General features: G+C 30.1%; 28 protein-coding genes. 1 reads left to right on the forward strand and 27 read right to left on the reverse strand.

The genetic code is table 11. From position 1 onward, the window contains the following. Nucleotides 1-28: 28 nt before the first annotated feature. From QX51_RS19890 to QX51_RS06520, 26 genes are all read right to left on the reverse strand, one after another. Nucleotides 29-172: a YvrJ family protein gene (locus QX51_RS19890; RefSeq protein ID WP_082007800.1), complete on the reverse strand. Its 144-nt coding sequence runs from the start codon at nucleotides 170-172 to the stop codon at nucleotides 29-31. Nucleotides 173-187: 15 nt separating this feature from the next. Further along, entirely contained in the window at nucleotides 188-412 is a 225-nt protein-coding gene (locus tag QX51_RS06405) for a DUF2922 domain-containing protein (RefSeq protein ID WP_039679070.1), read from the reverse strand. Between the two features lie 159 nt (nucleotides 413-571). After that, nucleotides 572-793, reverse strand: a complete 222-nt coding sequence (locus QX51_RS06410) for a DUF1659 domain-containing protein (protein WP_039679071.1) — start codon at nucleotides 791-793, stop codon at nucleotides 572-574. 140 nt (nucleotides 794-933) lie between these two features. Then, a complete protein-coding gene (locus QX51_RS06415; RefSeq protein WP_039679072.1) occupies nucleotides 934-1,188 on the reverse strand; it encodes a Mor transcription activator family protein in 255 nt (84 codons plus the stop codon). A gap of 18 nt (nucleotides 1,189-1,206) precedes the next feature. Further along, nucleotides 1,207-1,956, reverse strand: coding sequence for an ATP-binding protein (locus QX51_RS06420; RefSeq protein WP_074079772.1), 750 nt, complete (start codon nucleotides 1,954-1,956; stop codon nucleotides 1,207-1,209). Next, nucleotides 1,904-2,380 (reverse strand): hypothetical protein, encoded by a 477-nt coding sequence (locus tag QX51_RS20595; RefSeq protein ID WP_039679074.1) that lies wholly within the window; start codon nucleotides 2,378-2,380, stop codon nucleotides 1,904-1,906. Before QX51_RS20595 ends, QX51_RS06420 begins: the two co-directional genes overlap by 53 nt. Before the next feature lie 206 nt (nucleotides 2,381-2,586). Then, nucleotides 2,587-2,970, reverse strand: a complete 384-nt coding sequence (locus tag QX51_RS06430) for a hypothetical protein (RefSeq protein ID WP_039679075.1) — start codon at nucleotides 2,968-2,970, stop codon at nucleotides 2,587-2,589. Between the two features lie 2 nt (nucleotides 2,971-2,972). Further along, a complete protein-coding gene (locus QX51_RS06435) occupies nucleotides 2,973-3,422 on the reverse strand; it encodes a phage antirepressor KilAC domain-containing protein (RefSeq protein ID WP_039679076.1) in 450 nt (149 codons plus the stop codon). 151 nt (nucleotides 3,423-3,573) lie between these two features. Next, on the reverse strand, nucleotides 3,574-4,692 hold the full coding sequence (locus QX51_RS06440; RefSeq protein WP_039679077.1) for a hypothetical protein: 1,119 nt from the start codon (nucleotides 4,690-4,692) through the stop codon (nucleotides 3,574-3,576). A gap of 41 nt (nucleotides 4,693-4,733) precedes the next feature. Further along, nucleotides 4,734-4,895: a hypothetical protein gene (locus QX51_RS20600; protein WP_161791907.1), complete on the reverse strand. Its 162-nt coding sequence runs from the start codon at nucleotides 4,893-4,895 to the stop codon at nucleotides 4,734-4,736. A 28-nt stretch (nucleotides 4,896-4,923) separates the two neighbouring features. Then, complete coding sequence (locus QX51_RS06445) at nucleotides 4,924-5,976, reverse strand: hypothetical protein (protein WP_039679078.1); 1,053 nt, start codon at nucleotides 5,974-5,976, stop codon at nucleotides 4,924-4,926. Nucleotides 5,977-6,293: 317 nt separating this feature from the next. Then, nucleotides 6,294-6,860 carry a COG2426 family protein gene (locus QX51_RS06450; RefSeq protein ID WP_052232915.1) on the reverse strand — a complete coding sequence of 189 codons (567 nt, stop codon included), beginning with the start codon at nucleotides 6,858-6,860 and terminating at the stop codon, nucleotides 6,294-6,296. A 67-nt stretch (nucleotides 6,861-6,927) separates the two neighbouring features. Next, on the reverse strand, nucleotides 6,928-7,896 hold the full coding sequence (gene galU / locus QX51_RS06455) for a UTP--glucose-1-phosphate uridylyltransferase GalU (protein WP_039679079.1): 969 nt from the start codon (nucleotides 7,894-7,896) through the stop codon (nucleotides 6,928-6,930). A gap of 41 nt (nucleotides 7,897-7,937) precedes the next feature. Next, nucleotides 7,938-8,324, reverse strand: coding sequence for an NAD-dependent epimerase/dehydratase family protein (locus tag QX51_RS06460; protein WP_330376047.1), 387 nt, complete (start codon nucleotides 8,322-8,324; stop codon nucleotides 7,938-7,940). Between the two features lie 441 nt (nucleotides 8,325-8,765). Next, a complete protein-coding gene (locus tag QX51_RS06465) occupies nucleotides 8,766-9,452 on the reverse strand; it encodes a hypothetical protein (RefSeq protein ID WP_141660811.1) in 687 nt (228 codons plus the stop codon). A gap of 48 nt (nucleotides 9,453-9,500) precedes the next feature. Continuing rightward, on the reverse strand, nucleotides 9,501-11,075 hold the full coding sequence (locus QX51_RS06470; RefSeq protein WP_039679081.1) for an AAA family ATPase: 1,575 nt from the start codon (nucleotides 11,073-11,075) through the stop codon (nucleotides 9,501-9,503). 55 nt (nucleotides 11,076-11,130) lie between these two features. Then, nucleotides 11,131-11,532 carry a GtrA family protein gene (locus QX51_RS06475; protein ID WP_052232917.1) on the reverse strand — a complete coding sequence of 134 codons (402 nt, stop codon included), beginning with the start codon at nucleotides 11,530-11,532 and terminating at the stop codon, nucleotides 11,131-11,133. 173 nt (nucleotides 11,533-11,705) lie between these two features. Next, nucleotides 11,706-12,173 carry a VanZ family protein gene (locus QX51_RS06480; RefSeq protein WP_039679082.1) on the reverse strand — a complete coding sequence of 156 codons (468 nt, stop codon included), beginning with the start codon at nucleotides 12,171-12,173 and terminating at the stop codon, nucleotides 11,706-11,708. A 106-nt stretch (nucleotides 12,174-12,279) separates the two neighbouring features. After that, nucleotides 12,280-12,660, reverse strand: a complete 381-nt coding sequence (locus QX51_RS06485; RefSeq protein ID WP_039679083.1) for a hypothetical protein — start codon at nucleotides 12,658-12,660, stop codon at nucleotides 12,280-12,282. A gap of 347 nt (nucleotides 12,661-13,007) precedes the next feature. Continuing rightward, nucleotides 13,008-15,374, reverse strand: a complete 2,367-nt coding sequence (locus QX51_RS06490; protein WP_039679084.1) for a fibronectin type III domain-containing protein — start codon at nucleotides 15,372-15,374, stop codon at nucleotides 13,008-13,010. Nucleotides 15,375-15,580: 206 nt separating this feature from the next. Then, on the reverse strand, nucleotides 15,581-16,285 hold the full coding sequence (locus QX51_RS06495) for a LytR/AlgR family response regulator transcription factor (protein WP_039679085.1): 705 nt from the start codon (nucleotides 16,283-16,285) through the stop codon (nucleotides 15,581-15,583). Between the two features lie 236 nt (nucleotides 16,286-16,521). Further along, nucleotides 16,522-17,955 carry a 2-amino-4-oxopentanoate thiolase subunit OrtB gene (gene ortB / locus QX51_RS06500; protein ID WP_039679086.1) on the reverse strand — a complete coding sequence of 478 codons (1,434 nt, stop codon included), beginning with the start codon at nucleotides 17,953-17,955 and terminating at the stop codon, nucleotides 16,522-16,524. A 99-nt stretch (nucleotides 17,956-18,054) separates the two neighbouring features. Next, nucleotides 18,055-18,363 carry a 2-amino-4-oxopentanoate thiolase subunit OrtA gene (ortA, locus tag QX51_RS06505; protein WP_139045009.1) on the reverse strand — a complete coding sequence of 103 codons (309 nt, stop codon included), beginning with the start codon at nucleotides 18,361-18,363 and terminating at the stop codon, nucleotides 18,055-18,057. Between the two features lie 102 nt (nucleotides 18,364-18,465). Beyond that, nucleotides 18,466-19,893, reverse strand: coding sequence for a Na+/H+ antiporter NhaC family protein (locus QX51_RS06510; RefSeq protein WP_039679087.1), 1,428 nt, complete (start codon nucleotides 19,891-19,893; stop codon nucleotides 18,466-18,468). A gap of 449 nt (nucleotides 19,894-20,342) precedes the next feature. After that, the gene (locus QX51_RS06515; protein ID WP_039679088.1) at nucleotides 20,343-21,701 is read right to left on the reverse strand and encodes a sigma-54-dependent transcriptional regulator; all 1,359 of its coding nucleotides are present in this window, start codon (nucleotides 21,699-21,701) and stop codon (nucleotides 20,343-20,345) included. Beyond that, entirely contained in the window at nucleotides 21,702-23,738 is a 2,037-nt protein-coding gene (locus QX51_RS06520) for an ATP-binding protein (protein ID WP_161791908.1), read from the reverse strand. A 152-nt stretch (nucleotides 23,739-23,890) separates the two neighbouring features. Here QX51_RS06520 and QX51_RS06525 point away from each other — a divergent pair, with 152 nt between their 5' ends. Beyond that, complete coding sequence (locus tag QX51_RS06525; RefSeq protein ID WP_039679090.1) at nucleotides 23,891-25,177, forward strand: hypothetical protein; 1,287 nt, start codon at nucleotides 23,891-23,893, stop codon at nucleotides 25,175-25,177. A gap of 120 nt (nucleotides 25,178-25,297) precedes the next feature. Here QX51_RS06525 and QX51_RS06530 read toward each other — a convergent pair whose 3' ends face one another. Continuing rightward, nucleotides 25,298-26,632 carry an amidohydrolase gene (locus tag QX51_RS06530; protein WP_039679091.1) on the reverse strand — a complete coding sequence of 445 codons (1,335 nt, stop codon included), beginning with the start codon at nucleotides 26,630-26,632 and terminating at the stop codon, nucleotides 25,298-25,300. Between the last annotated feature and the right edge of the window lie 31 nt (nucleotides 26,633-26,663).

Here is a 26,663-nt window from a genome sequence, read left to right on the forward strand (position 1 = left end):
CTCTAGGGTGCCTATTTTTAGTTAAAAATTATCTTATATTAAGAATATTTTTTGATAATTCATTTATACTATCTGTCAAACCTTGCATCTTAGATTCTATGCGAATCAATAAATACATTGATATGGCAATTGGAAGCCCCAGGTTCGCAATCATAGTAGCTATATTCTCCATATACACACTTCCTAACTATACTTCTAAGTCGTACTCAGTAGTTGTAGAGTCAACTACTTTAGCAGATACACATTGAGCTATGTCATATCCCTTTGGTTGGAATATGTTTTTGTCCTTAATTAAGTTCATAGCATCTATGATCTCTTGCTCTTGTAGATCTTCTCTAGGATTATCCACAGTTATAGTGAAACTATTACCTAAAGTATTTTTAAAAGTCATTAAAAGCCTTTTCTCTTTCATAACCTAACCTCCTAATACATATATTTTTAAGCAACGGAGTTACCTAAAATGGTAATGAAGGTAACTCGTTGGCGCCATGAGCATAGCGAATTTTAAGCAACGGATATACCTGAAATGATAATGAAGGCATATCGTTGGCGCTATGAGTATAGCGAATTTTTACTCTGACAACGATGAGTTATCCAATCTATTTGTGCCAGCTAAAGTATGTTCTTGTAACCCTGCAAGAGCAAGGACCACAGACATAATATTATCATTTGAAGCACCAGATTTTATGCTTGAATAAGTCTTTGTTTTTATAACTCTATCTCCATTTAGATCTGTTCCATGGTCAAATTTAACTTTTATAGATGAAGCATTGGGAGTTGAAACTACTGCCATAATATTACCTCCTTTTAATATAGTTAAGTAAGCTAGCTAACCTTCTTAACTACATAGTATACGAAAATCTTTGTATGCGTTAGTAACGCATGTATAGAACATTTTCCTAAAACATTTGTCTAAAATATTTACCCATACATTTAGATTTTACTTCTAGCTATTCGGTGAATTTGGCTTACAGATAGTTCATAAACTTGAGATAGCTCTTTGGCATTAAATCCATCATAGGCTATACTGATTTTTCTATTTCTCTCTTGTATTTTTAATGATTTGTATGTAGGTATGTAAAGTGTATCACCTCCGTATACTTTAACAATTTCTATAAAATCTTCCATACCTACAATCTCCACCATAGGCCTCAAAATCGCTGATACATCTTCCTTTTTTATTTCCATAACAACCTTCCCCCTTTATCATTGATCATAAATTCTATAATTCAACTTATGCCCCCTAAGTTCAATCCCATAGTCTTTGGTCATTTCTAGAATCCTACTACCTATTGCCTCATCAATTTCCAACAGCTCACTGCCACACTTTTCTGTACTAATAATCATGGCTAAATTATTGAAATATCTATAGTTCACTATCTCAAATATTATATTTATATCGCTAGATGTGATATTTCCTTTAAACAAATCATCAATCAACAGGACCTTACATTCCTTATATCTGTTCATGATTTTTTCATATACATCCATATTCATAACATTTTGCTTGATTTTCATAATGCTATCTCTATATCCCATATAAATCACACCTACACCATTTTTCATAAGTGCATTGGCTATGGCAAAACTAAGGTGAGACTTACCACCACCTACACTGCCCATAAAAATAACACTGTTCTTGCGACTATCTTTAATACTTTCAAAGTCCTTCACATACTGTCTAGCTATGTTATAAGAATTAAGAACTTGCATATTCCTAGCATAATCAAAATTGTCAAAAGTCTTATTAGCAAACTCTTTACTTATGCCACTTTTTGCAAGTATTCTTTCAGCTTCTCTTATATCCTTACAACTACAAGGAACTGCTCCATCATCTGTAAGTATATATGTGACGTCTTTACACTTTGTACACTTGTACTTTTCTGTACAATCTTCTTCGCTATTAGCTATAGAGCTCTTTAACTTTTCTAAGTTGCTCTTCGCTTGGTTTTTCATAGAGAGAATCATCTTCTCCTTTAACTGGGCTGGCAAATTTGACCTTTGAATATACTCCAAATCCATATTTCTTCCCCTCTCCCTTTTTACTCATATCCGCTCTCTTGTTACCTTTTTTATTTTCTCTTATTTCTCCTTTTCCTTCTCTTTCCCCTCGTTCTTCCCTTTCTTTTCTTTTTTTTCTTTCTTCTCTTTCTTTTATCTCTTTTAAAAATAAATTCTTAATCTCTTCCCTAGTAATATCAGCCAAAATAATCTTCAACAGCGAAGCATCCTCTACTCTTTTTAATTCTGAGGAAATACAATCAATAATAGGCTTTCCCCCCAGCTTATTCATATTGTACTTTGCCCAGTGAACAATGGCTATTTCATGGGTATTTTTATTGTATTTTATCATATGGTATTCATTTTCAAGCTTATCCATTAACATATCCACCTGGTTAGTACTAATCCCTGTAAAAAAAGATATCTCCTTCATAAGAATCTTATATATACCTATCTGAGTTGTATTTCCATTAGTTAAAAAAAAATAAATAACAACTTCTCCTCTATACTAAATCGCTCCATAATTTTATCATCTTTCCAAAAGGATAAATAAACATGCCTATAAATAGCCATCTAAAAAACCTCCTATCTAATTTTAAACATTCTGCTGCTACTAATTTTTGAGTACTTCTTATAAATCTCTGGCTCCTCCTCTTTCAAACTCTTAGTATCAAGAGAAGTCCTCACTGATTTTTTCCAAGTGATTTTTCTATTTTTCACATAAGCTATTTCATTCTCCTTCATAAGAGTCATTATGCTATGTTCTATTATGTCCTTTTCACTTTTCAACTTAGAAATAGAATCCACTATCTCATCATATCTAGACAAACTCTCATGCAAATCATCACTTAATACTACAGCTTCACTTACTGTATCCATATAAGCCTCTCTTATAAATTTCCCATACTCAGCACTTCCTACAGGTGCCCCTATCTTATTTCCTTTGTTTTTCCCAAACACTTTTTTCATCCCTACATCTCCTCAATATTAAATTCTCTAAGTATTTTTTCCATAAAATATGCCACACCCTGTGGTGTAAGGTATATGGTCTCCTTAACATCAGTGCCATCTTTACTATTTCTCACATAACGTTTCACTTCAAACAGTCCCTTAGCTATATACTCATCCTTAGCATAGTTTCTATCATTTTCCCTGTAAGTATATCCCCTATTATTGAACCAGCTATGTACCTTGTTTCTGCCATAGGGTACACCTCTACTTTTTATCATTTTTGCAAAATCACCAATCTTCACCACTGTGCTACTAACATTAGCTTCATCTGTTCCTATTTCTTCATTGTCATCAGCACTTTCCATCTTGTTTTCTAGAAGTTTTAGATATTTCTCTTGAAAAGTCAAAAGCTCTTTTTGAGACTGAATATTTTTTAGTAAATACTCTAAATTACTCTTGTAGAAGTTCATGATAATCCTCCTTATTTTAATCTAAGTTTTAAGACTTATTTCTTAAACTTATATCTAAAGTATATATTTTTAAAAATTGAAACTTTGCCAAACTCCAATTTTTTTATATTATTCATTAAAAAAGCTGTGACAAATGCCACAGCTTAGTGTTTTAAATACATAGGCTTATAAATCCCTTTAATAATAAATTTTTCATAGCCTCTTCTATATGATTTTCTGATAAACTTTGATATTTTCTGCATAAATATTGGTGGATTTTTTTAATGCTACCATCTAGATTTGCATCTTCTTTTTCTGCTAAATAAGAAAATACATCTCTTTCTAAATCATCATCTATCATAGATTTAAACTCTTGCATATAAGTTAATATTTGAGCATCACTTTTCATAATCATCCTGAGAGATAGTTTAGTTTTGGATAAAATAGTTCTGTATTCACAAAGATTAGTAGGTAGCAAAAACATATTCATAACATCCCTAAAACAGCTTCTATCTACACAGTAATAAGTAAGTTCCCCCATATTAAACTTCTTGTTTTCTTTATAATATAATAAAAATTCCATAATCCTATTTTCTCTATTAGTATCTAATTCCTTATTACAATTAACAGTATGCTCAAATGCCACGGCTATATTGTAATCTTTCATGTTTTTTATATAGTTTTCCATCCACTCATGTTCTTGTAAAAGCATATCATAAGCAATTAATTTTTCCATATTTTTATCATCTCCAAAAGATACATACTCCCTCATGGAGAAAATCATCCTGAGACCAACATTCCAATCTCTATTTTCTACTAGGATTTTTGTCCTGCAGATATGTGTCTTTATAATCTCCTCATTGTTTAAATTATAAAGATTGTCGTATATATTATTTATATTTTCAGCTACTTTTTCCATATCAAAAGCTTCTATCATATGTGAGTTATTCTTTAATGATTGATTAAAGTTAGATCTATACATTTGAGTTATGTCATAAATTTTTCTGTCAATTAACATTTGATTAGTAAGTGTCTCAATTGCCTTTAGGGCTTCTGTTTTCTTTCTCTGTATTATATATGTGGATAAATTGACTTTCCTATCTGGATAGTATTGATTAAAAACATCCATAGCTCTTTGTAGTGAACCTAGCTTAATACTGATTTCTCTAAGTATGTCATCCTTAGGTAAAAATAAATTTTCTTCTGTAGTTCTTATGATTGTTGCCATTTTAGTAATGCTGTTGATTACATCCTTCGGTAAGTTATTATATTTTTGGTTTCCCCTTATCATATGTAGTACCATATCCCCCTATGGTTTTTTCTTTTTATTTTTTACTTTTCATTTTCATTTTCATTTTGTTCACTTATGGTGTACGATTCCATAACGTTACGTAATCTAAGCATATTTTTTGATAGAGTATATATATCTATTTCTTTAAGGTTAGAGTCACGAAATAAATATAATAATAGTAGCTTATCTTTATTTTTAGCCATATATTTTTAAATCCCCTTTATATTATATTTATTTAATATAAATATATCCCTTTATAAGTAAGGCAAATAAAGCAATCTTATCATTTTCATAAAATACTTTTCTCCTTATATTATCAAAACCATAAGATAAACCACCTATGGAAGCTATTTGATACTTACGACTGAAATCATTTTCATTTTCAATCTTAAGAATTTGCTCAAATACACGCCACTCATCCCCTGTGAGTGTGCTTTTTATTTCTTCTACAGATTTTTCATAGTGACTGTCTATATCATCTTCACATGTGATTTTCAAATCATGCCTGTATATATTAAGCGTCTTATCATATTCATAATTTGTAGTTTTATTATTTATATCCATAATAACTTTTAGAAATTCCTTAGTATTGCTTAAAACTGTACCATAATTAAAAAAGCTATTCTTGCACTTTATATATTCACAAGTGTTAAAGATTTCTTCCATATTAGAATGCATCCATCTTCTATCATTTAAATAGTATGTAATATTATTTATGGTCATATTATTTTTATTATAAAAATGCTCAAACTTTAGACGTTTATATATGTCATCATCCTCAAATTTTTTCCCAAGGAAATTCTCATTAAAATCTATTATTGCTTTAGGTTCATATATATCTACATCTTTAATTTTTGGATAAATAAATATGTCCCTCCTAAAAGTTTCCTTAAACAACTTATTCACATTAATTTTAGATATAGATACATCATCCTTCTTCATACATAAATAACAAAATCTATACTTATTTACTATGTCTAAAAGTATAGTTCTTCTAAAAATATAGTATGTATCATATTTATCCTCCTTATATATAAAATTACTTCTTCGTAGCAAATTTTCTTTGTTTTTCCTCCTTTTTATATAAGCACGTATAGTTTCCTTATACCCTTTGTCAGATATATAAAAGTTTTCTATCATCTTGTTTAATATTTTTTCAGAGTAACCCATTTCTCTAAAAATTCCTAGTATATTTTCTGTTGAATATGATAATTTATCTTCTATTATATCTAAACATTTATCAAACTCTTCTATTCTATGTACTCTTCTTTTAAATTTTGACATGTATTCTCCCTTCTAGCTATATTATAACATCTTATGTAGTGCAATTTTTCTCCCTTTTTTTGAATAGATAAGTATAAATTTGGAAGTTTTTGGTATTAATTATCTGGTGTAAATAAAATACCCCCTAGAGAAAAATCTCTAAGGGGTTCTTATAAGTGTTTTATATTATTCAGCGCTTACTACCACTTCTTCTATTACGCCTTTATATCCATTAGGATTATTACTTTTCCATCTCCATGCGTCTTATTAATCTAAAATACTCTATCTTCATTTCTCCATAAGCTCTAAATTATGACTCTGTAAAACCTATATTCACTTTATGCTTCTACTCTCTCATTGTCATTAAAACTAGCATTCAACTTATTATTTCTTTTCTTCTTAATAATAGCAAAAATCCCAGCTATGACAACAACTAAACCTATTAATAAAGTCCCTATATTAATTCCATCTGATAAATGTAGAGAGACAGTCATCATAATCACACCTGCTATGGCATTTCCTATAAATATACCTAAAAGTGCATCTTTTATTCTCATCTTAAAAATAGATGCTAAAGCAGCTCCAGACCATGACCCTGTTGTAGGAAGGGGCACACCAACAAAAATTATAAGCCCTATTATACTAGCTGCTTTTAACTTCTTAGCCCTACCTTCGATTTTTCTATCTACCCATCTAATTACTTTATTAAAATATTTTCTATGTCTAAAAAAATCTATAGCTTGTCTAAATAATAAAACTACTGGTACTGCCACTATGGAAGAGCCTATTACACAAGTTATATATAGATAAACTGGGTTTAAATCCATTGCTATTCCTAATGGTACTGCCCCTCTTAGCTCTATTATTGGTACCATAGATAAAATAAACAATTTAATATAATCCATTAATTATAATTCCTCTCTTTAAATATATAAATAATACCCAGGATTTTATATCTGGGTATTATTAAATCTATTCAACAGTAACTGCCACTTCTTCTAAAACCTTCTCTATTTCATTTTCATTACTTTCTTTACTGTCCTTATTAACCTTCTCTTCTTTACTTATTGTACCAGCTTTACTTTTTAAAAAATCTATAAAATCATCTCTAAGTTCAGGTCTTTTTAGCGCAAAATCAACAGTAGCTTCTAAGAAACCTAGCTTATCACCTACATCATATCTTCTTCCTTCGAAGTTGTATGCATATATAGCTTCCTTAGTAGCTAATGTTTGAAGAGCATCTGTAAGTTGGATTTCTCCACCTTTTCCTGGCTCTTGATTTTCTAATATGTTAAATATTTCTGGAGTTATTATGTATCTTCCAAGTATAGCTATATTAGATGGCGCTTCCTCTACAGATGGTTTTTCTACCATATCTTTTACTTTATATACTCTGTCTTCTATATGTTTAACATCAAGTATTCCGTACTTGTTTACATTTTCTCTATCAACTTCTTGAACTCCTAGTATAGAAGTTTTGTATTCATCATAAGCATTTATCATTTGCTTTAAACATGGAACTTCTGCATCTACTATATCATCTCCAAGTAAAACTGCAAAAGGCTCATCCCCTATGAAACTTTTTGCACAGTGAACAGCGTGTCCCAGTCCTTTTGGTTCTTTTTGTCTGATGTAGTGAATATTTACCATGTTAGATATGTTTTGAACCATATCTAGCATTTCTTTTTTGCCTTTGTTTTCAAGTTCTAATTCTAACTCTACACTACGATCAAAATGATCTTCTATGCATTTTTTGTTACGCCCTGTTACTATTAGTATTTCTTCTATGCCTGATGCTATTGCTTCTTCTATTATGTATTGTAGCGTTGGCTTGTCCACTATTGGTAACATTTCTTTTGCTTGGGCTTTTGTTGCAGGTAAGAATCTAGTCCCTAATCCTGCTGCTGGTATTATTGCTTTTCTTACTGTATTTCTTTTCATTTTCTCCCCCATAAATATCTGCTTATTATTTATATATTTTATTATAGTATACTATTATTTAAAATATATTTTTTATTAATTTCCTTTTCTATACATTGGCAATATTCTTCTATATTATTTTCATCTACCTTCTCTTTAGATAATGTTGCTCTTAAACCATACTTATTATTATATACTTTAACTAATAAATCTCCAGCCAATCTAGATGCCAAATATGAAGGTATCTTTTTGTTACATAATTCACCATATGCTTCAATAGTAGAAACTTGATGATATCTACTTACATTACATTCTACACTCGCATCAAGCAATATTTGAGTGCCTATTATATTAGTTATCGTAAAAATATTTTGTAAATCTACATATTTTTCTATATCAGATTCATTCGCACAGTTTATAACAACATCAAACATTTCTTTTTCGAAAATCTATTCCAGGGAGGACTTATTATTTTCATATCTCATTGTATCCATTGCTGCAAAGGTTATTTTTTTTAAGAAATAATATGAATATTGTTACATTTTTAATTTCTTTGCACTATAATTATTTTAGGCTCGAATGATAACTATATGATATAGTCCATTCTTTAAGTTACATATTATTTAATATTAAAGGACAACCTCCCCAAGGTTGTCCACTTTTCATGTCTATTTCGAACAAGGTTGTTGCCTTAATCGATAACAAAACCATTCGCAAACACGTTGTTCAAATACACTTTCCTAATTCATTTTGAGCAACGGACTTATCTGAAATTTCATGGCGCCCACACAGTGGCTTAAAGCAGTAGCAAAATGATTCGCTAACACGTTGCTCAAAGATAAGTCGTTGGCGACATGAATTAAAAAAGTGACTTAAGCTAAGCCACTTTCTTAATTCATTTTAAAATAAAGATGAAAATTACAATATCTATTCAAAGAGTTACAATCTTCTTTGATAAACTGCCAAGTCTCCTTATAATCTCCAGGAGTAGTAAAGTCATTCTCGCTTAAGAAGTCCACAAAGCCATTTTCCTGACCCACATATTTATCCACAAAATCATAAGAATATGCACGTTTTTTCTCATAAGCTGTATTTTGGCAATTGTGAAGCACATGTTCCAGGTTACATGAGAAAAAATAAACTTTGTAGCCAATTCGCCCAATATGGCTAGTTTGATAAAGTTTATTTAAAATCCCGCTTTTTCTTTGGTTTCGCTCCACAATCAAATCTCTTTTATTTGTAACAATGGAATTATGTGTGTAGAAAGTTTTTTCCTGATTCATATCTTCCTTAACAAAATCTTCCTTAATAAAAGCCCCATCTGTATCAACTAAGTGAATTATTTCTTTTATATCTGTTTTTTTTAAACCATTATTCTGTGCTAAAAATTTCTTTACTTGGCTGTCAATCTTTCTAATAATATTTTGACAGTTTGAATTAAAATCAGCTGTAATATCTTGATTTATTACGTGAAATTGAACACTGCTGTCTTGTACTAATTTTGAAAGAATTAAACTCAGAGACATTTCATCGGTGATTCCTTCTACTATAAATAGTACTATTTTCTTCGTCTTCATCATCTGCTGCTATCCCTGCCATGTCTATTCGCCTCATCTCTTTTCATCTTAACTATTACCATTTCCAAGCATCCATGCCTTTCTAAAAGCGTAGTTTATCTCATATTTATTAGTCTCATCGTACAAGTCTTCTTTCTGTCCACCAAGCATAATACCTCTATAATAAAAATCACGAAGGTTGTTACCAACCTTTGCATTGTTTAAACTTATGTATCTATTGTTTTCGTTTGTCGTCGTAAACACAACAAGCTCTTTATTCAATTTTTCCAAAGCTCTCAGATTATGAGATGTAAAAATCAACTGTCCTTTGGCACTTTTACTTAAAATTTCAAGAATTTCTCCTAATAAATATTCAAAAATACCTGCATCCAACTCATCCACAGCAACTAAAATATTTTCATTATTATACATTCCTATTAAAACACTTAAAATAGAAATAATTTTCTTGATTCCGTCAGATTCGTACTTTAAAGGGATCTTTCTTCCATTTCTCACTGACAAAAGCTCCACCTTAAATGCTTCTTTTGAATTATTTAAAGTTTCCTTACCATAATTTTTTATTTCTATCTTTAATTTTGGAACTAAAGTATTCAACACCACGTTAATTTGTTCCAAAATTTTCTTCACTGTCTCCAGTTTATCCATATCAATAACAGATAAACCAAATAAGTTTAGTCCAATATTACCTCTCATATTTACCTTCTTGTTTTCCAACATAAAACTAAGAGGTATCATCCTATTACTTGTTATGGCTCCCAACTCATCATTTTGTATAACAAAGATGTTAAATATTGCAAAGTTTCTTAAAATAGCTAGAATTTTACTATTCTCTGGGCTAGTTTTTGCAAAAGATGTTAGCAAAAGTGAGAAGGTCTTTGGACTAAAAATAAAGGATGTGGAATTTTCCTGAGAAAGTCCTTTCGCAATACCAAGCCCCACCTTTTTATCAGTAGAATTTGCTGCTTCTCTGTAATTCTTTATGGGTCTAAAAGTATAGTCCTCATCATCCATATCATAATCCACGATGGTAATGCTCTTTCTCCACTGATTTTCTTCCCATTTTGAATAGCTCAACTTCTCCCTAAAAACTTCAACAGTTATATCCTTGTCATCATGTACACTTATAATTCTGTGTTCATCCATTCCTAAAACTTTGTCCTTCTCTAAGTTCATTTCACTGTTATTATTAATATCCGTAACTTTATTGTATTCAACGTTATTGCCAATATTTTCACTTAAATCTAGCATTTCATTATATTCCATACTTAAATCATCTGGAAAAGCTCCACTTTTATAAGTTTTTCTTAACTCAAATTTATAAAAGACCCTATAAGTTTCACCTTTATCAATTATCCTAAATTCAAATCCAAGGGCTGCTGAGTTCTTCTCACAAGAAATAAAGTTACAAAAATTAGGATTTAACTTTTGTCCAGAAATCACCATTCTAAAAAGATAAAGGGCGTTTATTACAGAAGTTTTACCTGAGCCATTTTGACCATAAATACCCAAAATATTAGATATCTTTCCTGTCTCTCTATCTTCTTTAAAGTCAATCTTTCCATACTTTACATTTTTAAAGTTTTCCAACTCCAACCCCTTCAACTTCACAATCCTATCTTCCATAAAATCACCTCCACAGTACAACAAAACACCCAATCTCCAGGATGGGTGTTTTGTTTCATTTTTTTATTACATATTTCATAACAAAAAAAGTAATTGGAGTGGCAACTATTGCTGTAATCACTGGTGCCACCTTACTACTCATATTTAGCCTATCCACCAACAAAATTATTCCTAAATATTGAATAATAAAGTTAGGTATATAAGTTAGTGGAAAAATTAAAAACTTCTTCACACTAGGCTTTTGTTTATATGTAAAATAAGTATTCAAAAAATAAGATCCTAGGATACTAACTACATAACCCAAAACAAATGAAATTCTATATGCAAATTTAAATATATCCATAAAAACCAAGTAAGATAAATAGTAATCAGCAGTATTAATACACCCAACAATGGCATATTTCACAAATTCAACTAAATTACCTCTATCTTTAATATTTATAAAAGTTCTATCCATAAAACTGTCTCCTTCTTTTAATGATTTGACTATTCTTTATGGTTATCTTTTATTTTGCAGTTTTTATGCTAATTTCATTCTTAATTATTTGATATATCATTATATTTCAATACTTTTTTAATATTTTTGTGAATTATATCATTAATTCTTTGTTTATTATTATATTTTAATACTTATTTTGTTAATTTTTTTCTTCCTTTTAAAATTTTTATACACAATAACACTAATACAATACCTACAAAACTTCCAGATGAGTCTATCATCACATCTCTCACTTGTCCTGCTCTTCCTGGTACAAAAAGTTGATGAATTTCATCTGAAATGGCATAAACTACACATAGTAAAAATGCAAACTGAGGCTTTTTATTTATTTTTTCAAATTGTAAAAATGTAAGTATTGATAAAATACCCAGTATCATATATCCAATAAAATGAGCACTTTTTCTCGTTATAAATTGAAGATTTTCCACTACGTTTTCCTGAACTTCTTCTGGTTGCTCATTAAAATTCGGCACTGCCGATAAAATCATTTTAATAGTGCCTCCACTTGTATTTGATGATACTTCTGAATTTTGTGATGACATTGAAAATATAAATGCCATCCAAATTACAAGCAACACGGCGAAAATACTTTTTTTCACTGTTATTCTCTCCTTTCTCAAATTATATTATAGTCCATTTTTATATTTTTGTACAAAAATAGGACCATCTCTTTTGAGATAGTCCTTTATCAAGAATATGAAAATCTTATTTTCTCTTCTTCTTTTTTTTCTTTTTCTTCTTTTTATGTATACCTTTTTTATCTGGTTCTTCTGTTTTCACAATTTTGCAAGACTTACGTATGTTGTAGTACATAAATGCACCTATTATAAATAACACTGCTATGCTTGCTTTGTCTAATGCATTCCCCACCTTGTTTCCCATGGTAAAATATCTGGCAACTAGTAATATAATTGAGACAAATCCATACGCCATAATGTGAGTTCCTGCTACTTTTGCCACTTTCTTATTATCATATTTTTTCTCATTAACAAAAATTATGTAGCGCCCTAGGTTGTATCTTAGTGTTGCATAACCTAGGCCAATGGCAAGTATGCCTATAATTAAATCCGTATATAATCCCGTCATATTATCCCCTCCTTGTCCAAATACATTATATCATTTGTTGGAGGTAAATCATAACAATATGATTATATAAATATATATTAAAAAATTCGCTTCGCTCATATCGCCAACGATATGCCTTCGCTAGCGCTTCAGGCAAATCCGTTGCTCAAAAATTACCTTGTTCAAAACTTCATTTGGTCACCTCGTCGACTATATACCCTCGTTATCAATTCGGATACATCCGTTGCTCAAAATTTCCTTTGGTAATATCGTCAACGATATATCCTCGTTACCACTTTAAGCCACTATGTGGGCGCCATGAAATTTCGGATATATCCGTTGCTCAAATTCCCTTTGTTTAAAATTTTCTACTTAACTTTTATGTTTTTTACGTTACTGTAGTAGCTATATATGTTGCCACAGTCGGCAGTTCTGTAGGCTCTCACTTTGTAATAATATATTTTTCCTGTTTTCAAACCTTCATCTATAGTATTTAAAGTGGAACCACTTGTGACAGTTTCTATTCTTTTATAACCACCTGTTTTACTGTCTGCTCTGTATAATGCGTATCCATAAGCTCCAGTGATTTTCTTCCAGCTAATTTTTACCTTCCCTGTTTTAGTTGTATTTCCTGTATTCTTCGATGAAGTTGAAGATACTGTAATAACTGGTGTGTTACATTTTGTGCTGGCTTTTAATTTTGTAGAATATGAACCATAGTCCCTACTATTCCCAACTTTTCTGTAGGCTCTAACTTTATAATAGTATGTTTTTCCTGTTGATACATTTTTATCTGTAAAATTATTATTAGTTCCTCCACTAAGTTCTCCTATTTTTTTGTATGTTCCATCTTTACTAGTTGCTCTATATACTCTGTATCCACTGGCATAACTAGCTTTGTCCCAACTCAATTTAATTAAAGTTTTATAAGATGAATTCTGTTTTAGATTTTTTACCTGTGATGGATATTTAGTTTTTCCATAAAAAACATTTGAGTAATCGCCATAAAGATTTTCATCACCCACTGTTTTATATGCTCTTATTTTATAGTAATATGTTTTACCACTAATTAGTCCTCCATCTGTATATGTATTTGAAGATTTATTGGAAACTGTGGCTACTTTAGTATATTTTCCATCTTTTGATGTAGATCTGTAAATTCTATAACCTGTTACACCGTATTCTTTGTCCCATCTAATTTTCAAAGAATCAGTGGTATTACTTAAAATTCTTACCCCAGAAACTTTACTTGGATAAATTTTAAATGTTGCCATTTTTTGACCAGTATAACTGCCTATGCCTACTATATTTATAGTTCCTTTTCCACTTGATATATTTTCTCCATAATCTAAAGAATAATCTTTGCCTTCTTCAAGAATTTTATTATCATATGTAGCTGTAATACTTGGTTTTAAATTTCCACTGTAGGATATGAATTTTTCTCCATTTCCTATTTTTGTAATTTTACAATCATTAATATCATATCTAACTTTCACACTACAACTTGCCTTTTTACCCTTTTTAGTTGTAGCTGTAATTGTTGTATGACCTAAACTTATACCTGTTACTTTTCCTTTTGAATCTACTTTTGCCACGTTTTCATTACTACTGCTAAAAAACTGAATTTCATCATTATCATCCAGTTGAATTCCATATAATTTAAATGACTTTCCCATACCTATTGTTTTTTGTAGCTTATTTAAAGAGAATTTTTCACCATAATAATCAACATCTTTGTAAGAAGTCTTTGACATTGGATAAGCTAAATTAAACTCCTTTGTAGTAAATTGTGAATCTCTTTTGTGGTCTTCGAATTCTACATTATTTCTCAGGAAATATGTATAATAAACATAATTATCATCGCTGTTGGAAGCATCCCAAGTATTATCTATGTTGTACCACTTCGTCCCTATTTTTCCAATGTTCCATGCATGATAGTCACTGCCTGCATAACCTGTGATACATCTTACACCTAATCCCAAATCTTTCATCATTTTATATGTTAAAGCTGCATACCCATTGCATACCACATTTTTTGAAACAATACCGTCATAGGCAGAGAATTTCGTTAAATCATAATCATATACTATATTTTCAGTAATAAAATCATGTACAGACTTAGCTTTAGTATATTCATCTGCATTGTAAACATCTAACTCATCTAGTACTTTTTTTACTTCGTAGTCCACACGTTGTTCTTGTTTATAAGTAGAGAGATATTCCATTTGAAAAATAAATTTAGTTTCAGTGGACTTACTGTCATTCCAGTCTACATAAAAATTACTCCAGTGTCTAAAAAGATAGTCTCCCTCACTGGAATTAGCGTTGGCATTATCTTCTACTGCCATGGCAAATAAGTCTGCATATAAAGTGCTATAATTCTTCTGCTTTATTGTAAATTCAATAGTTCCACTTCTCTTTACCATCTCTCTTCTTAAATAATTTGCAGCATCTTTCTTTGTATAAAAAACATTAGTTGAGTATGGTGTTACTGAAGATTTTGGCGAGTAGGTTTTTACATTCACTCCTTGGTACAAAGGATTTACTACTTTTCCATCTTCCTCTTCTATAACCTGAAGTTCATCTTTTGAACTTCCAATAGAAATAACTTTTGGACTTGTTTCATAAGCAGAACTTAAATTTTCTGCAAAAATATTAAAATCTCCTATTGAGATTAAGTTAAAAATCAGTAAGGAGCATAAAAATAAACTTATTGTTTTCTTTAAACCTTTCATATCATATCCCCCAGAATAATATATTTTTAAAATTGGAGTAAAATTTCCTCATTCTTAATTATTCTGCTATTTGACCAAAATTCCTTTTTATGTCTATTTTTTTGCACAACAAAAAGGAACACTAATTTTCAATTAATGCCCCTATTTCCCATTTACAGTTTCCTACAACAATTACAAAGTTAATTATGTAAGAAAATATCCCAATCTCATATACTATCTCCCAAATAATTCAAAAATTTTTCCTTTGTATCTTTATATTTAGACTGACTAACAGGAACTTTATCACCGCTTTTTAAAATGAATTTATTTGTAGTTAGAATATTTACTTTCTCCATGTTTACAATATAACTTTGATGACATCTTATAAATTTCTCTGGTAAAATATTTTCTATTTCGTTTAATTTTTTGTATATAGTTTTTTTGATTTTATCACAATGGATTATAACAGTTCTTAAATGGCTTTCCATATAATTCACATCATTTAAATTAATTGAGACAACCTCTTTCTTTATCTTTATATTTAAAATTTCTTCTTTATTGACCTTTATAACTTCCATAGCTTTATTTAAAGCTTTTTTTAGTTTTTCTTCATTTATAGGTTTTGTAAGATAATCCAAAGTTTCAACTTCAAATATATCCTCCACGTAAGATGCATTCCCTGTTATAAATATGATCTTTATATTATTAAATTTTTGTTGAATTTTTTTCGCAATATCAATGCCCAAATGATCTTTTAAATCTATATCTATAAAAATAATATCTGGATTACTTATATCACTATTTATATATTCTATTAAATCATACCCGTTTTCAAAAGTTGTAATTTGACAATTGTCCTCTAATACAATTTCTATTTTTTGCTTTAAATATTGCAAGATATTTTTATCATCGTCACATATGGCAATATCCAATTTAATCCCCCCCTTATACAAAAATAATCACTACCCCTAGGATATTTTTTCTTTACTTGTATTAATATTCTCTTAAAGTTTTTTATTCCCTTTTTTTAGTAAAAATACTATAATTTTCATCAATAAATAACATGAGAGTAGTAAAAAGCTCTCAATAAGCCTATTATCTGAGAGCTTTTTATAATATTGGTTTATGGGTTTTTACAGAGAGTATATAGTTAATTGGGTATTGATACCTAAACTGTAACTTTATTTATAACTTTTACGCCTAGTTCTTCCAAACGTCTCACAACAAAATCTCGGTCTTTATTTACTTCCTCCATCAAATAAGCTATATCTTCTTCATCAATTTCTTTCAGCTTATTATTAACAACTGCATTTTTTATAAAATTATTTTTTAATCTATCTATATCTAAATCATTAGATTGAATATCACCTATGTTCCAAGGAATTACTATATTCTTGCCTGGAATGTTTTCAACAGGATTTCCTCTTCTTACTTCTATACCATTTTGTTTTGCAAAAGTAAGCTGTGGCATTGGGTGTTTTCCAGCTCCTGTGTATTCTGTTTCTTGTACTACTATTATTTGATCCTTATCCATTTCTTTTGCTATGGAAATTGCTGCTGCAAGAGAAGTATTTCCTGCCGGTCCTCTTTCTATTCCTTCCACTTGAGCTAATGCTTCTGTTACATAGAAAACTTCTCCTTGCGTAACGGTTACATATCTGTCCATATATCTAAGAACCCTCGCTGCATTTCTTGGTACGTCAGATCTATCTGGCCAAGTAGCAAATGGGACACCAAATCCTGTATGACCTGTTGTGAAAGATTTTTTGTTAAATGCATGATCAGATGCCATGTGTAATCCACTTAAATCAACAGATGCTCCTACTATTTTAGTATCTTTTGCTCCAGCTAAATTTAAACCTCTTGCTGTACCTGTAAGATTTCCTCCACCTGCATGTGTTGCCACTACTACATCTGGATATTTACCTTCCATTTCCATCATTTGATTAGCTAATTCGTATCCTAAACTTTCCACACCTGCTATCCCAAATGGAGTATATAAAGAAGCATTGAAGTATCCTGTTTCTTCTAATAATTTTAAGAATGTATAAAATAGCTCTGGTCCAACTGTTAATTGTATAACTTCTGCACCTAGTGCTTCACATTTTCTTGTTTTTTCTAGTATTTCTGGTTGTCCTACTTTTTTAGAATCAAATACTTCTTGAACTATTATACATTTTAGTCCAAGTTGAGCTGCTTGTGATGCTACAGCTGCACCGTAATTTCCACTAGTTGCTGCTATTACACCTTTGTATCCCATTTTTTTAGCATGATAAACAGATATAGCTGCTCTTCTTGCTTTAAATGATCCTGATGCATTTGCTGCTTCGTCTTTTACAAATATCCTAGCTCCCTTACCTTCTTTTGAATATTTTCTAACTAAAGCAGTTATATTTTTAAGTTCAACTAAAGGTGTCCCTCCTACTTTTGTTTCTTTTTGTATTTTTATTATATCTTCTATTGAGTATCCAACTGATGCCATCATTTTTTCATAGTCAAAAGCTATCTTTCCATGTTCAAAAACACTATAATCAAGTCCTACTGCTTGCTTCATTATGTCATTTTTTCTACCCATTACGGCTAAGTAAGACATATCCTTCATATCTACATCCCCTTCTCATTAATTAAATCTTTCTTAGAAAATTTAATAGATTTAATATCTTTATATTTATTAAATAAACTTTTCTTTATATTTTTAATTTTATTTGTTTAGCTCTTCAATCTCTTTTCTAAGTTCCATTCCTACTTGAATTAATTCCTTTACTGGTTCACCAAAATCATGCACATGTCTAGGATTAATTGCGCATAATTGTCCTCTAACATTTCTTCCTATTATAGTTTCTATCTCTATTTCATCACCTATAGTTGCTTCTTCTGTCATCATCAATCCTCTTATCCATTGAACTAAAGGCACTTCTTTTGTATCATCTGGTACTTGAGGTGCTCTTTCTTCTGGCTTCAAAAGTACTTCTTGAATCTCTACCCAATCACCTTTTTTTGCTAAAATCATTTTCTACTATCTCCCTTCTCAATTTAGACATCCTATATTTCATAAACTCAAAGCCTATAATTTGTCAGAATAGACCCTGAGTTTAATTAGCATCTTAAATTTTTAAGCTTCTGCTTCAGCTAAAGTCTTTACTTCTTCACCTTTACTATTTACATACATTCTTCCCCAGCCACTTATCATGGCAAATAACATTACTACAAGCAATGCCCAACAGTAAATTATCCATGGAGACATTTGAGTTGTTGTAAGTGCAGGCACCATACTACCAAATTGTTCACTAGCTTGAACTGACAAGTTTTTAGTAAGTAATAAAGCTGGTGTCCAAGGTAGGGAGTAAACTAATGTACAAGCTGTTGCATCTAATAAGTTCGCCCTTCTATATGGAGATATTTTATATTTTTCCCCTAAAGGCTTAGCAAAAGATGTTCCTATGGCAAGGATTGGTGGTGCATTTAATCCCATTATTCCTGACATTGCAAGCGCCAATCCTCCTATACTCATTTCAACTCCACGAGCAGTATGTACAAATTTCTCTGTCACACCTATTAAGGCTTGATCTCCTCCACCTTTTTGCATAATTCTAACACATGCTAAAACTAAAAGAGCCAGTATACAAATATCAACCATTCCACCAATTCCATCTACTAGTAAACCTTGAACTGTACCTTCTTGTATAAATAACAAGTCTGATGGGCTTATCATTCCAAGTCCACATCCAAATATTGCAGCTGCTATTGTTCCTATAGTTGTTGCTGCTATTATATGATAGCCTTTAATTGCCAAAGTAATTGTTATAGCTGCTGGTATTAACATAAACAATCCTTTTGGATTCATATATTGAGAAACTAACTCATAAGGAATATCTTGAGCTACTCCCCCACCACCAAATAACATAATTACTACTAAAGTAGCTGCTCCAGCCACCAAGGAATATTTTAATCTTGATTTTACAACTCCACCCACATCTGCTCCTTGGGTTGCTGCTGAACATATTGTTGTATCAGAAAGTGGTGCCAAGTTATCTCCAAAAGCTCCTCCACCAACTATGGCACCTGCCATAACAACTGGGTTTGCTCCAAGTAAAACACCTGCTGGATATAATACAGACATCCCTGCAACTATTGTTCCAAATCCTGTTCCTGCTGCTGTTGCGAATAATGCACTTGCTATAAATGTAATTGCCACGAAAATTCTTCCACTAGCTCCAATGTTATATGCAAGCCAAATTATCCCTTCAACTAAACCAGATGCTCTTAGAACTGATGCAAAAACACCTGCAAATATCCAACATGCTATTGGTGTTACTGCTATTGGATCTGCCATACCTTCTATTACTGTATCACAGTAAGTTTGTTTATCCTTGGCAAAGAAATATGTTGCCATGATTCCTAATAATGCGCCAATCCACATCCCCCTTATATCTGGGGCGTTAAGTAGTGATATATAAATTGCTATGATTATAAATACTCCAAAAGGTAAAAAGGATGTCCATCCTCCTCCATAAAACTTAAGCTCCTTTTTCTCTTCCATATATAAAACCCTCCATTTTATAATTGATTATTATATCTGTCTTTATATTTAAGCAAGTTATATGCCAAGTTTTGGTTTTTCTTGGAAAATAATGTATTTTTGAATAAAATTGAAGGATTATTCTATAAAATGCTTATAGTTGACTAGTTTTTATTTTGATAAAGTATAAAGTACTTACAATAAAAAATTCGCTTCGCTCATATCGCCAACGAGATGCCTTTGCTCCGCTTCAGGCAACTCCGTTGCTCAAAATTTACTTTTTTACTATTTCTCAAACGTATCTCTATTACTTAGATATAGGAGTTTTCCACAAGCGTAAGAGTATTATAATATGCTAGTAAGTAAAAAAGGAAAAACACTTCCAGCAAGTCTCACATTTTATCAAATAAATGTGCAACTTTTTTCCACCTAGAAATATTTTTCCTACTAAGTATGTAATTTTTTTCACACTATAAATCTTCTTTTACGTTATACTCCACTATTTTATTAAAAAGTTGTCTTCTACTAATTTCTAAATATTCAGCACTTTTTGTAATATTACCATTAAATCTATCTAGTACCTTTTTTATATAATTTGCTTCTGCTTCTTGTTTTATTTCTTTTAAAGGTTTAATATCTTCCAATTTCAAAAAGTTGCTACATTCATCCTCTTTATTATCTAAAACATTTGTGGATACAAGTTCCTTTCGAATAATTCCATTGTCTGATAAAACCACAAGTCTGTCTAAAATATTTTTCAACTCTCTTATGTTTCCCTTATACTCATAATTCAAAAGATAATTCATCACATCCCCTTCCACCTTTACAATTTTTTTATTGTATTTGGCAGAAGATTTTTTCAGAAAGAAGTTAATTAACATTGGTAAATCTTCTTTTCTTTCTTTCAATGATGGTAAATGAATAGAAATAGTATTTATTCTATAAAATAAATCTTCTCTAAATTCTTTGTTTTCTATGGCCTCTCTAATGTCCTTATTAGTAGCACAAATTAATCTAAAATCCACATCTATAGGTTTATTGCTCCCAATTTTTTCTATAGTTCTATTCTCCAAAACTCTAAGCAGCTTTACTTGAGTATTTAAATCAATTTCTCCCACTTCGTCTAAAAACAAAGTTGCACCATGTGCTTCTTCGAAACGACCTATTCTTCTATTCGTTGCTCCTGTAAAAGATCCTTTTTCATGACCAAATAATTCAGATTCTAGCAAAGAACTTGATAAAGATTGACAATTTACTGCCACAAATTTTTCATTCTTTCTTTTACTATTTTCATAAATAAACCTAGCCATTACTTCTTTTCCTGTTCCTGATTCTCCTGTTATAAGCACATTTACATCGGCACTGGCTGCTTTTTGAGCAATTTTTATGATTTTTCTAAAATTATAGTTTTTAGTATCTAGTAAAAACTTATCATTTACTTTTTCAACTTTCTCAACACTTTCACACTCTACTTTAATTTTTTCAATTTCCCTTAAAAGCTCTCCTGGGTTATTTCCTTTTATAAAATATCCAAAAGCTCCCTTTTTCATTGCCTCCACAGCATTTTTTATAGTTCCAAAACCAGTAATTAACATAACATAAGTATCCACATAATTATTTTTTATTTCTTCCAACAAATGAATTCCATCCATTCCATTCATTTTTAAATCTGTTAAAACTAGTTGAAATTTCTCTTTTTCTAGTATTTCTAAAGCTTCTTCTCCACTATTGGCCACTTTAGTTTCATATCCTTCACTTTGCAAAATCATATTTATAACTTCTTGATATTGTACTTCATCATCTACCACAAGTATTTTAAATTTATACATCTAAATCAAATCCCCCTTTATAGGTATTTCAATTCTAAATGTTGTCCCCTTATTTATTTCACTTCTAGTTATTTTAATACTTCCACCAAGTTTTTCCACCTCATTATAGACTATAAAAAGTCCTAATCCCGTTCCCTTTCCTGGATTTTTAGTTGTGAAAAATGGATTAAATATATTATCTAAATTATGTTTTTCAATACCAATCCCCATATCAGTAATATCAATTTGTATAACAGGATCTTTATTAATACAAGTAACTTCTATAATTCCACCATTTGGCATGGAGTCAACAGCATTAGTAATTAAATTTATAAAAATATGTTTTAAGCTTTCTTCATTAGTATTAATAAATATATTTTCACAAGATAAAGTTGCTTCTATATTCATCTCTTTCATTGATTTTTTTTCAAGTTGTAAAATGGAAAGCAAAAACTCTCTTATATTAATTTCTTTAAATTCATCTCCTGAAATAGCAGAGAAATTAAGAAGATTGTCTATAATACCACTGGCTCTTTCTACTGATAATTCAATATTATCTATACTTTTCTGATAGATTTCCTCATTTTGCCTAGCATTTTTCCCTTTTAGAAGATAACAGTAATTTCTAATAACGCCTAGAGGATTTCTTATTTCATGGGCAATACCAGCAGCAAGTTGACCAATAGCCGCCATTTTTTCTGATTGTAACAATTGCTTTTCTGTGGCCTTTCTATTTGTAATATCCTCTACTGTGATTAGCATATCATAAGCTTTATTTTCTTCATCTTTATTATTTTTTAACTGATCTATATCCTTTATATTTCTTACATGAATTGTATAAATTCTATTATTATAATTAAATTCAAAAGGTATTTCTTTGTTATTTTTCACATCAATAGTCTCCCAAACATATTTAAACATATCATCTATTTCATATACCCTCTTGCTAGAAGACTCTTCCTTTGTAAAATTACAATATTCATAAAAAGCTCTATTTCCATTTAAAATACGCCCTCTACTATCTACAATAACAATATTCCTATTAAAAACATCAAATGCTGCCTGTAGCTCATTTTTACTTCTATTAAGTTCCTTTGTTCTATCAGTAACTGCATTTTTCAAAGATCTATTAATCAAACAAAATAAATATGTGAATAAGATAAAAATAAAAATTATACTTAGTACGATCTTAGCTGAATAAGTTTCCTTTTCTCCTGTATAAGTCATGGTTGCAGAAATACCGAACCATTTTTGTTGCATTTTTTCCATTATGTTATTTTTATTTAAAGAGTAAATTCCCTTATTTATAATATTAACTAACATTTCATGACTTTTAGGAACTGCCAAAACCACATCATTTTCATATATTGCTTTTTCTACTATTTTTAAATCATCTTTATAATTATTTTCCTGAATAAAATAACTACAAACTGGTTCATCACCAACTACAGCATCAGCCTCTCCATTTTTTAATAATTTCAAAGCCTCATTTATATCTGCTACATAAATATACTTAGCATTTGTCACATTGTCTTCTAAAAATTCATTTGTATAGTCTCCTAACTGAACTGCTATTGTTTTATCTTTCAAATCCCCAATATTTGCTATATCTTTATTACCCTCATTAGTTACAATAACTCCTCTTAACTTATAAATCGGATTACTAAATAAATAATTTTTTGACCTTTGTATACTTGGAAACATATCACATATATCTGTATTTTCGTTTTTTAACTCTGCTAGTGCCTTATGCCAAACTAAAGGCCTTACCTCAATTTGCAAGCCACTTTCTATGGATAAAGAGTTTAAATAATCAATAAAAATCCCTTTATACTGATTATCTGTATCCACATATCTAAGAGGTGGTGCATTTTTATCTGCTCCATAAATTATATCTCCATGATTTTTCAACCATTGTTGTTCCTCTTTTGTTAATGGCTTTGATATAGTAAAATATTCAACTAAATTTACACCATATTGAGTTTCTACTATATAATTAATTAGATTTAATATGAAAATTAATATCAAAACTCCTAGCATATAAATCTTTTTCTTCATAATAACCCCTTTTTCTTCTTTTTTATACTCAATATAATTATATAGTTTATACTCAATATAATTATATAGCATTTTTTCAAACCATCTAATAATAGTTTTCAATATATGGTAAAATAATATATGGACGTAAATTATTATTAGGAGTGAAGTCAATGATAATAGGAATAATTGGTCCTTTATTTTCAAGTACAAAAATAAAAGACTGCTTAAAAGAGATAGATCCACACATGGAAATTAAAATATATATTAGAGAAAAAGTTGAAGACACTTTAGAAGTAATTGCTGATTGTGAAAATGAATGTGATGCCATTTTATTTACTGGATGTGCTGTAAGTGAATATGTAAAAGAGCATTACGATATAAAAAAACCTTATGATTTTGTATCCAGGGGTGGTACAAGTATTGTAAAAGCCTTATGGGAAATAAAGTTAGATAATGCTAACTTTGACAAGATAAGTATAGACGTTATAGAAAATGAAGTATTAGAAGATATAATAAAAGATTTTTCCATTGAGCCTACTAACTTATATAGTAATCCATTTAGTGAACAAAGAAATGAAAACCAAGCTATTCAATGGCATAAAGATTTGTATAATCAAGGTAAGACTGATGTAATGATTACTGGTTTTAGTGATGTTTATAGCGAGCTAAAAAAAGAAGGCTATCCTGTATATAGATTGGAACCTACTATCCCTTTAATTAAAGTGGCCTACAAACAACTAAAAAGTAAATATGCCTTAAATAAAGCTCAATATTCTCAAATTGCAGTGGAAATCTTAAGTTTTTCAGATAATAAAAATGATATAGAATACTACTATTCTAATATGATAAAAAAATCAGATATGGATAAATTTATTATAAATTATGTTAGAAGTATCCAAGGTTCATTATTTCCATTTGGCCGTAATGAGTATATAGTATTTGCCAATAAAGGTGCTATTTACGATAAAGAAAACTACAACAAGTTATTGGAATTATCTAAGGATATTAAAAATATTGGTTTTTATCTTAACATAGGTCTTGGAATAGGTACAACTTCTTATCAAGCTGAAACAAATGCAAGAAAAGCTCTGATTAAATCTATAGATTCCAAATCATCTCATATATATATGGTAGACGAGAATGATACTATGATTGGACCTTTAGGTAAAGAAAAAGAGTTAAACTACTCTCTTAAAGTATCTGATGAAAAACTAATACAAATATCTGAAGCTACTGGACTTAGCTGTGAATCTATTGTTAAAATCATGGCTTTAAATGAAACTAGAAAAAGCAATATATATGATTCAAAAGAGCTGGCTGATTTGTTAGATTTAAGCGAAAGAAGTGCCAGAAGAATTCTACAGAAAATAATATCTTGTGATTTGGGACGAGTTATTGCCAAGGAAACTAGCCATGGCAAAGGAAGGCCTAAAAATCTTACAGAGATTTTATTTTAATTCTAAATCTATAAAATAAAAAAGGGCTTTGCACAATTCATTTATGTGAGAGCCCTTTTAATATTCTATCTTTCATTATTTAATATATAATACTTAAACCACTCTATATTTATGGGGTAATTAGTTCATATAATCAAAAGTGTAAGTATTTGTATTTTGTTCCATAAAGTCTAGATAACTATCCTTTGTGAATTTTGGGGTAAAACCTTTGATTATATTTTTTGCTGTTTTTGCATCATCATAAAGTAAATCTATTAATGTCATTGCCATGGCCTTAGCTGGAATTATATAAGCTAACTCTTCGTCATCCATTTTGTAATCCTGAGTATGAAGAGCTCCACTTACACCACCTATCCAAGGGTGAACAACTGGCATTAATTGTGATAAATCACCAAAATCAGTAGAACCAGCAGTTACGACAACATCTGTTATTGTACTATCATCTCCACCCATTAATTCTACGAAATTCTTTTTGAAAACTGAGTCCATAGTATTGTCAGAATCTAATGGTAAAAATCCTATGGAGTCTTCTATTGTAACTTTACCTCCAAGAGCTAAAGCTGCTGCGTGTAAAGATCTATTTACTTTTTCATTTGCATCCATCATAGCTTCTACTGTAGCTGCTCTAACCATAAACTCCATAGTTACTCTAGAAGGAACAACATTTACAACATCTCCACCATGATTTATTATTGAACTGATTCTTACTTTATCTTCATCTTTAAAAGTATCTCTTTGAGAATCTATATTATTTGTTGCAAGTGTTGCCATTTTTAAAGCATTTACTCCTAAATGTGGAGATATACCTGCATGAGCAGACTTACCTACAAAAGTTGCTGATTTTGCAATAAAACCATTTGTGTATGATTTTATTATGCAGTTTTTGTTATCTTCAAAATTTTGAGCATGGAACATCATTGCCATGTCCACATTGTCAAAATATCCTCTATATAAAAGTTCTTGTTTTCCACCTACATATTTGATTTCATTTTTGTCCTGTAATGTTTTTCTAAACTCTAAATCTATACATTCTTCTGCTGGAACTGCCATAAAGTCTATTTGACCATCTAAATGTTCTAAAACACCAGAGTTTACAATACCTAAAGCACATCCTAACATTCCAGCCACTTGTATGTTATGACCACAACAGTGCATGTTTCCTATTTCACTAGCATCTTTGTGTTCAGGGCACATTACAGAGTCTAACTCTCCCATAACAGCTATCTTAGGACCATTTTTATCTTTATTTAAAGAAGTCATACATCCTGTTACTGCTATGTTTTCCTTAATATCTACACCTAAGCTTTTGAAAAATTCGCTTGCTGTTTTTGTAGATTCAACTTCTTTGAATCCAAGCTCTGGAGTAGAATAAATCTTTCTCCCAGCTTCTATTATTTTATCTTTATTTTTGTCTATTTCTTCTAAACAACGTTGTTTTAATTCATTTATGTTCATTATATTTCTCCATGTCTTTCTAAAAATTTTA

The organism is Terrisporobacter othiniensis, assembly GCF_000808015.1.
GTDB classification, from domain to species: Bacteria; Bacillota; Clostridia; order Peptostreptococcales; family Peptostreptococcaceae; genus Terrisporobacter; species Terrisporobacter muris.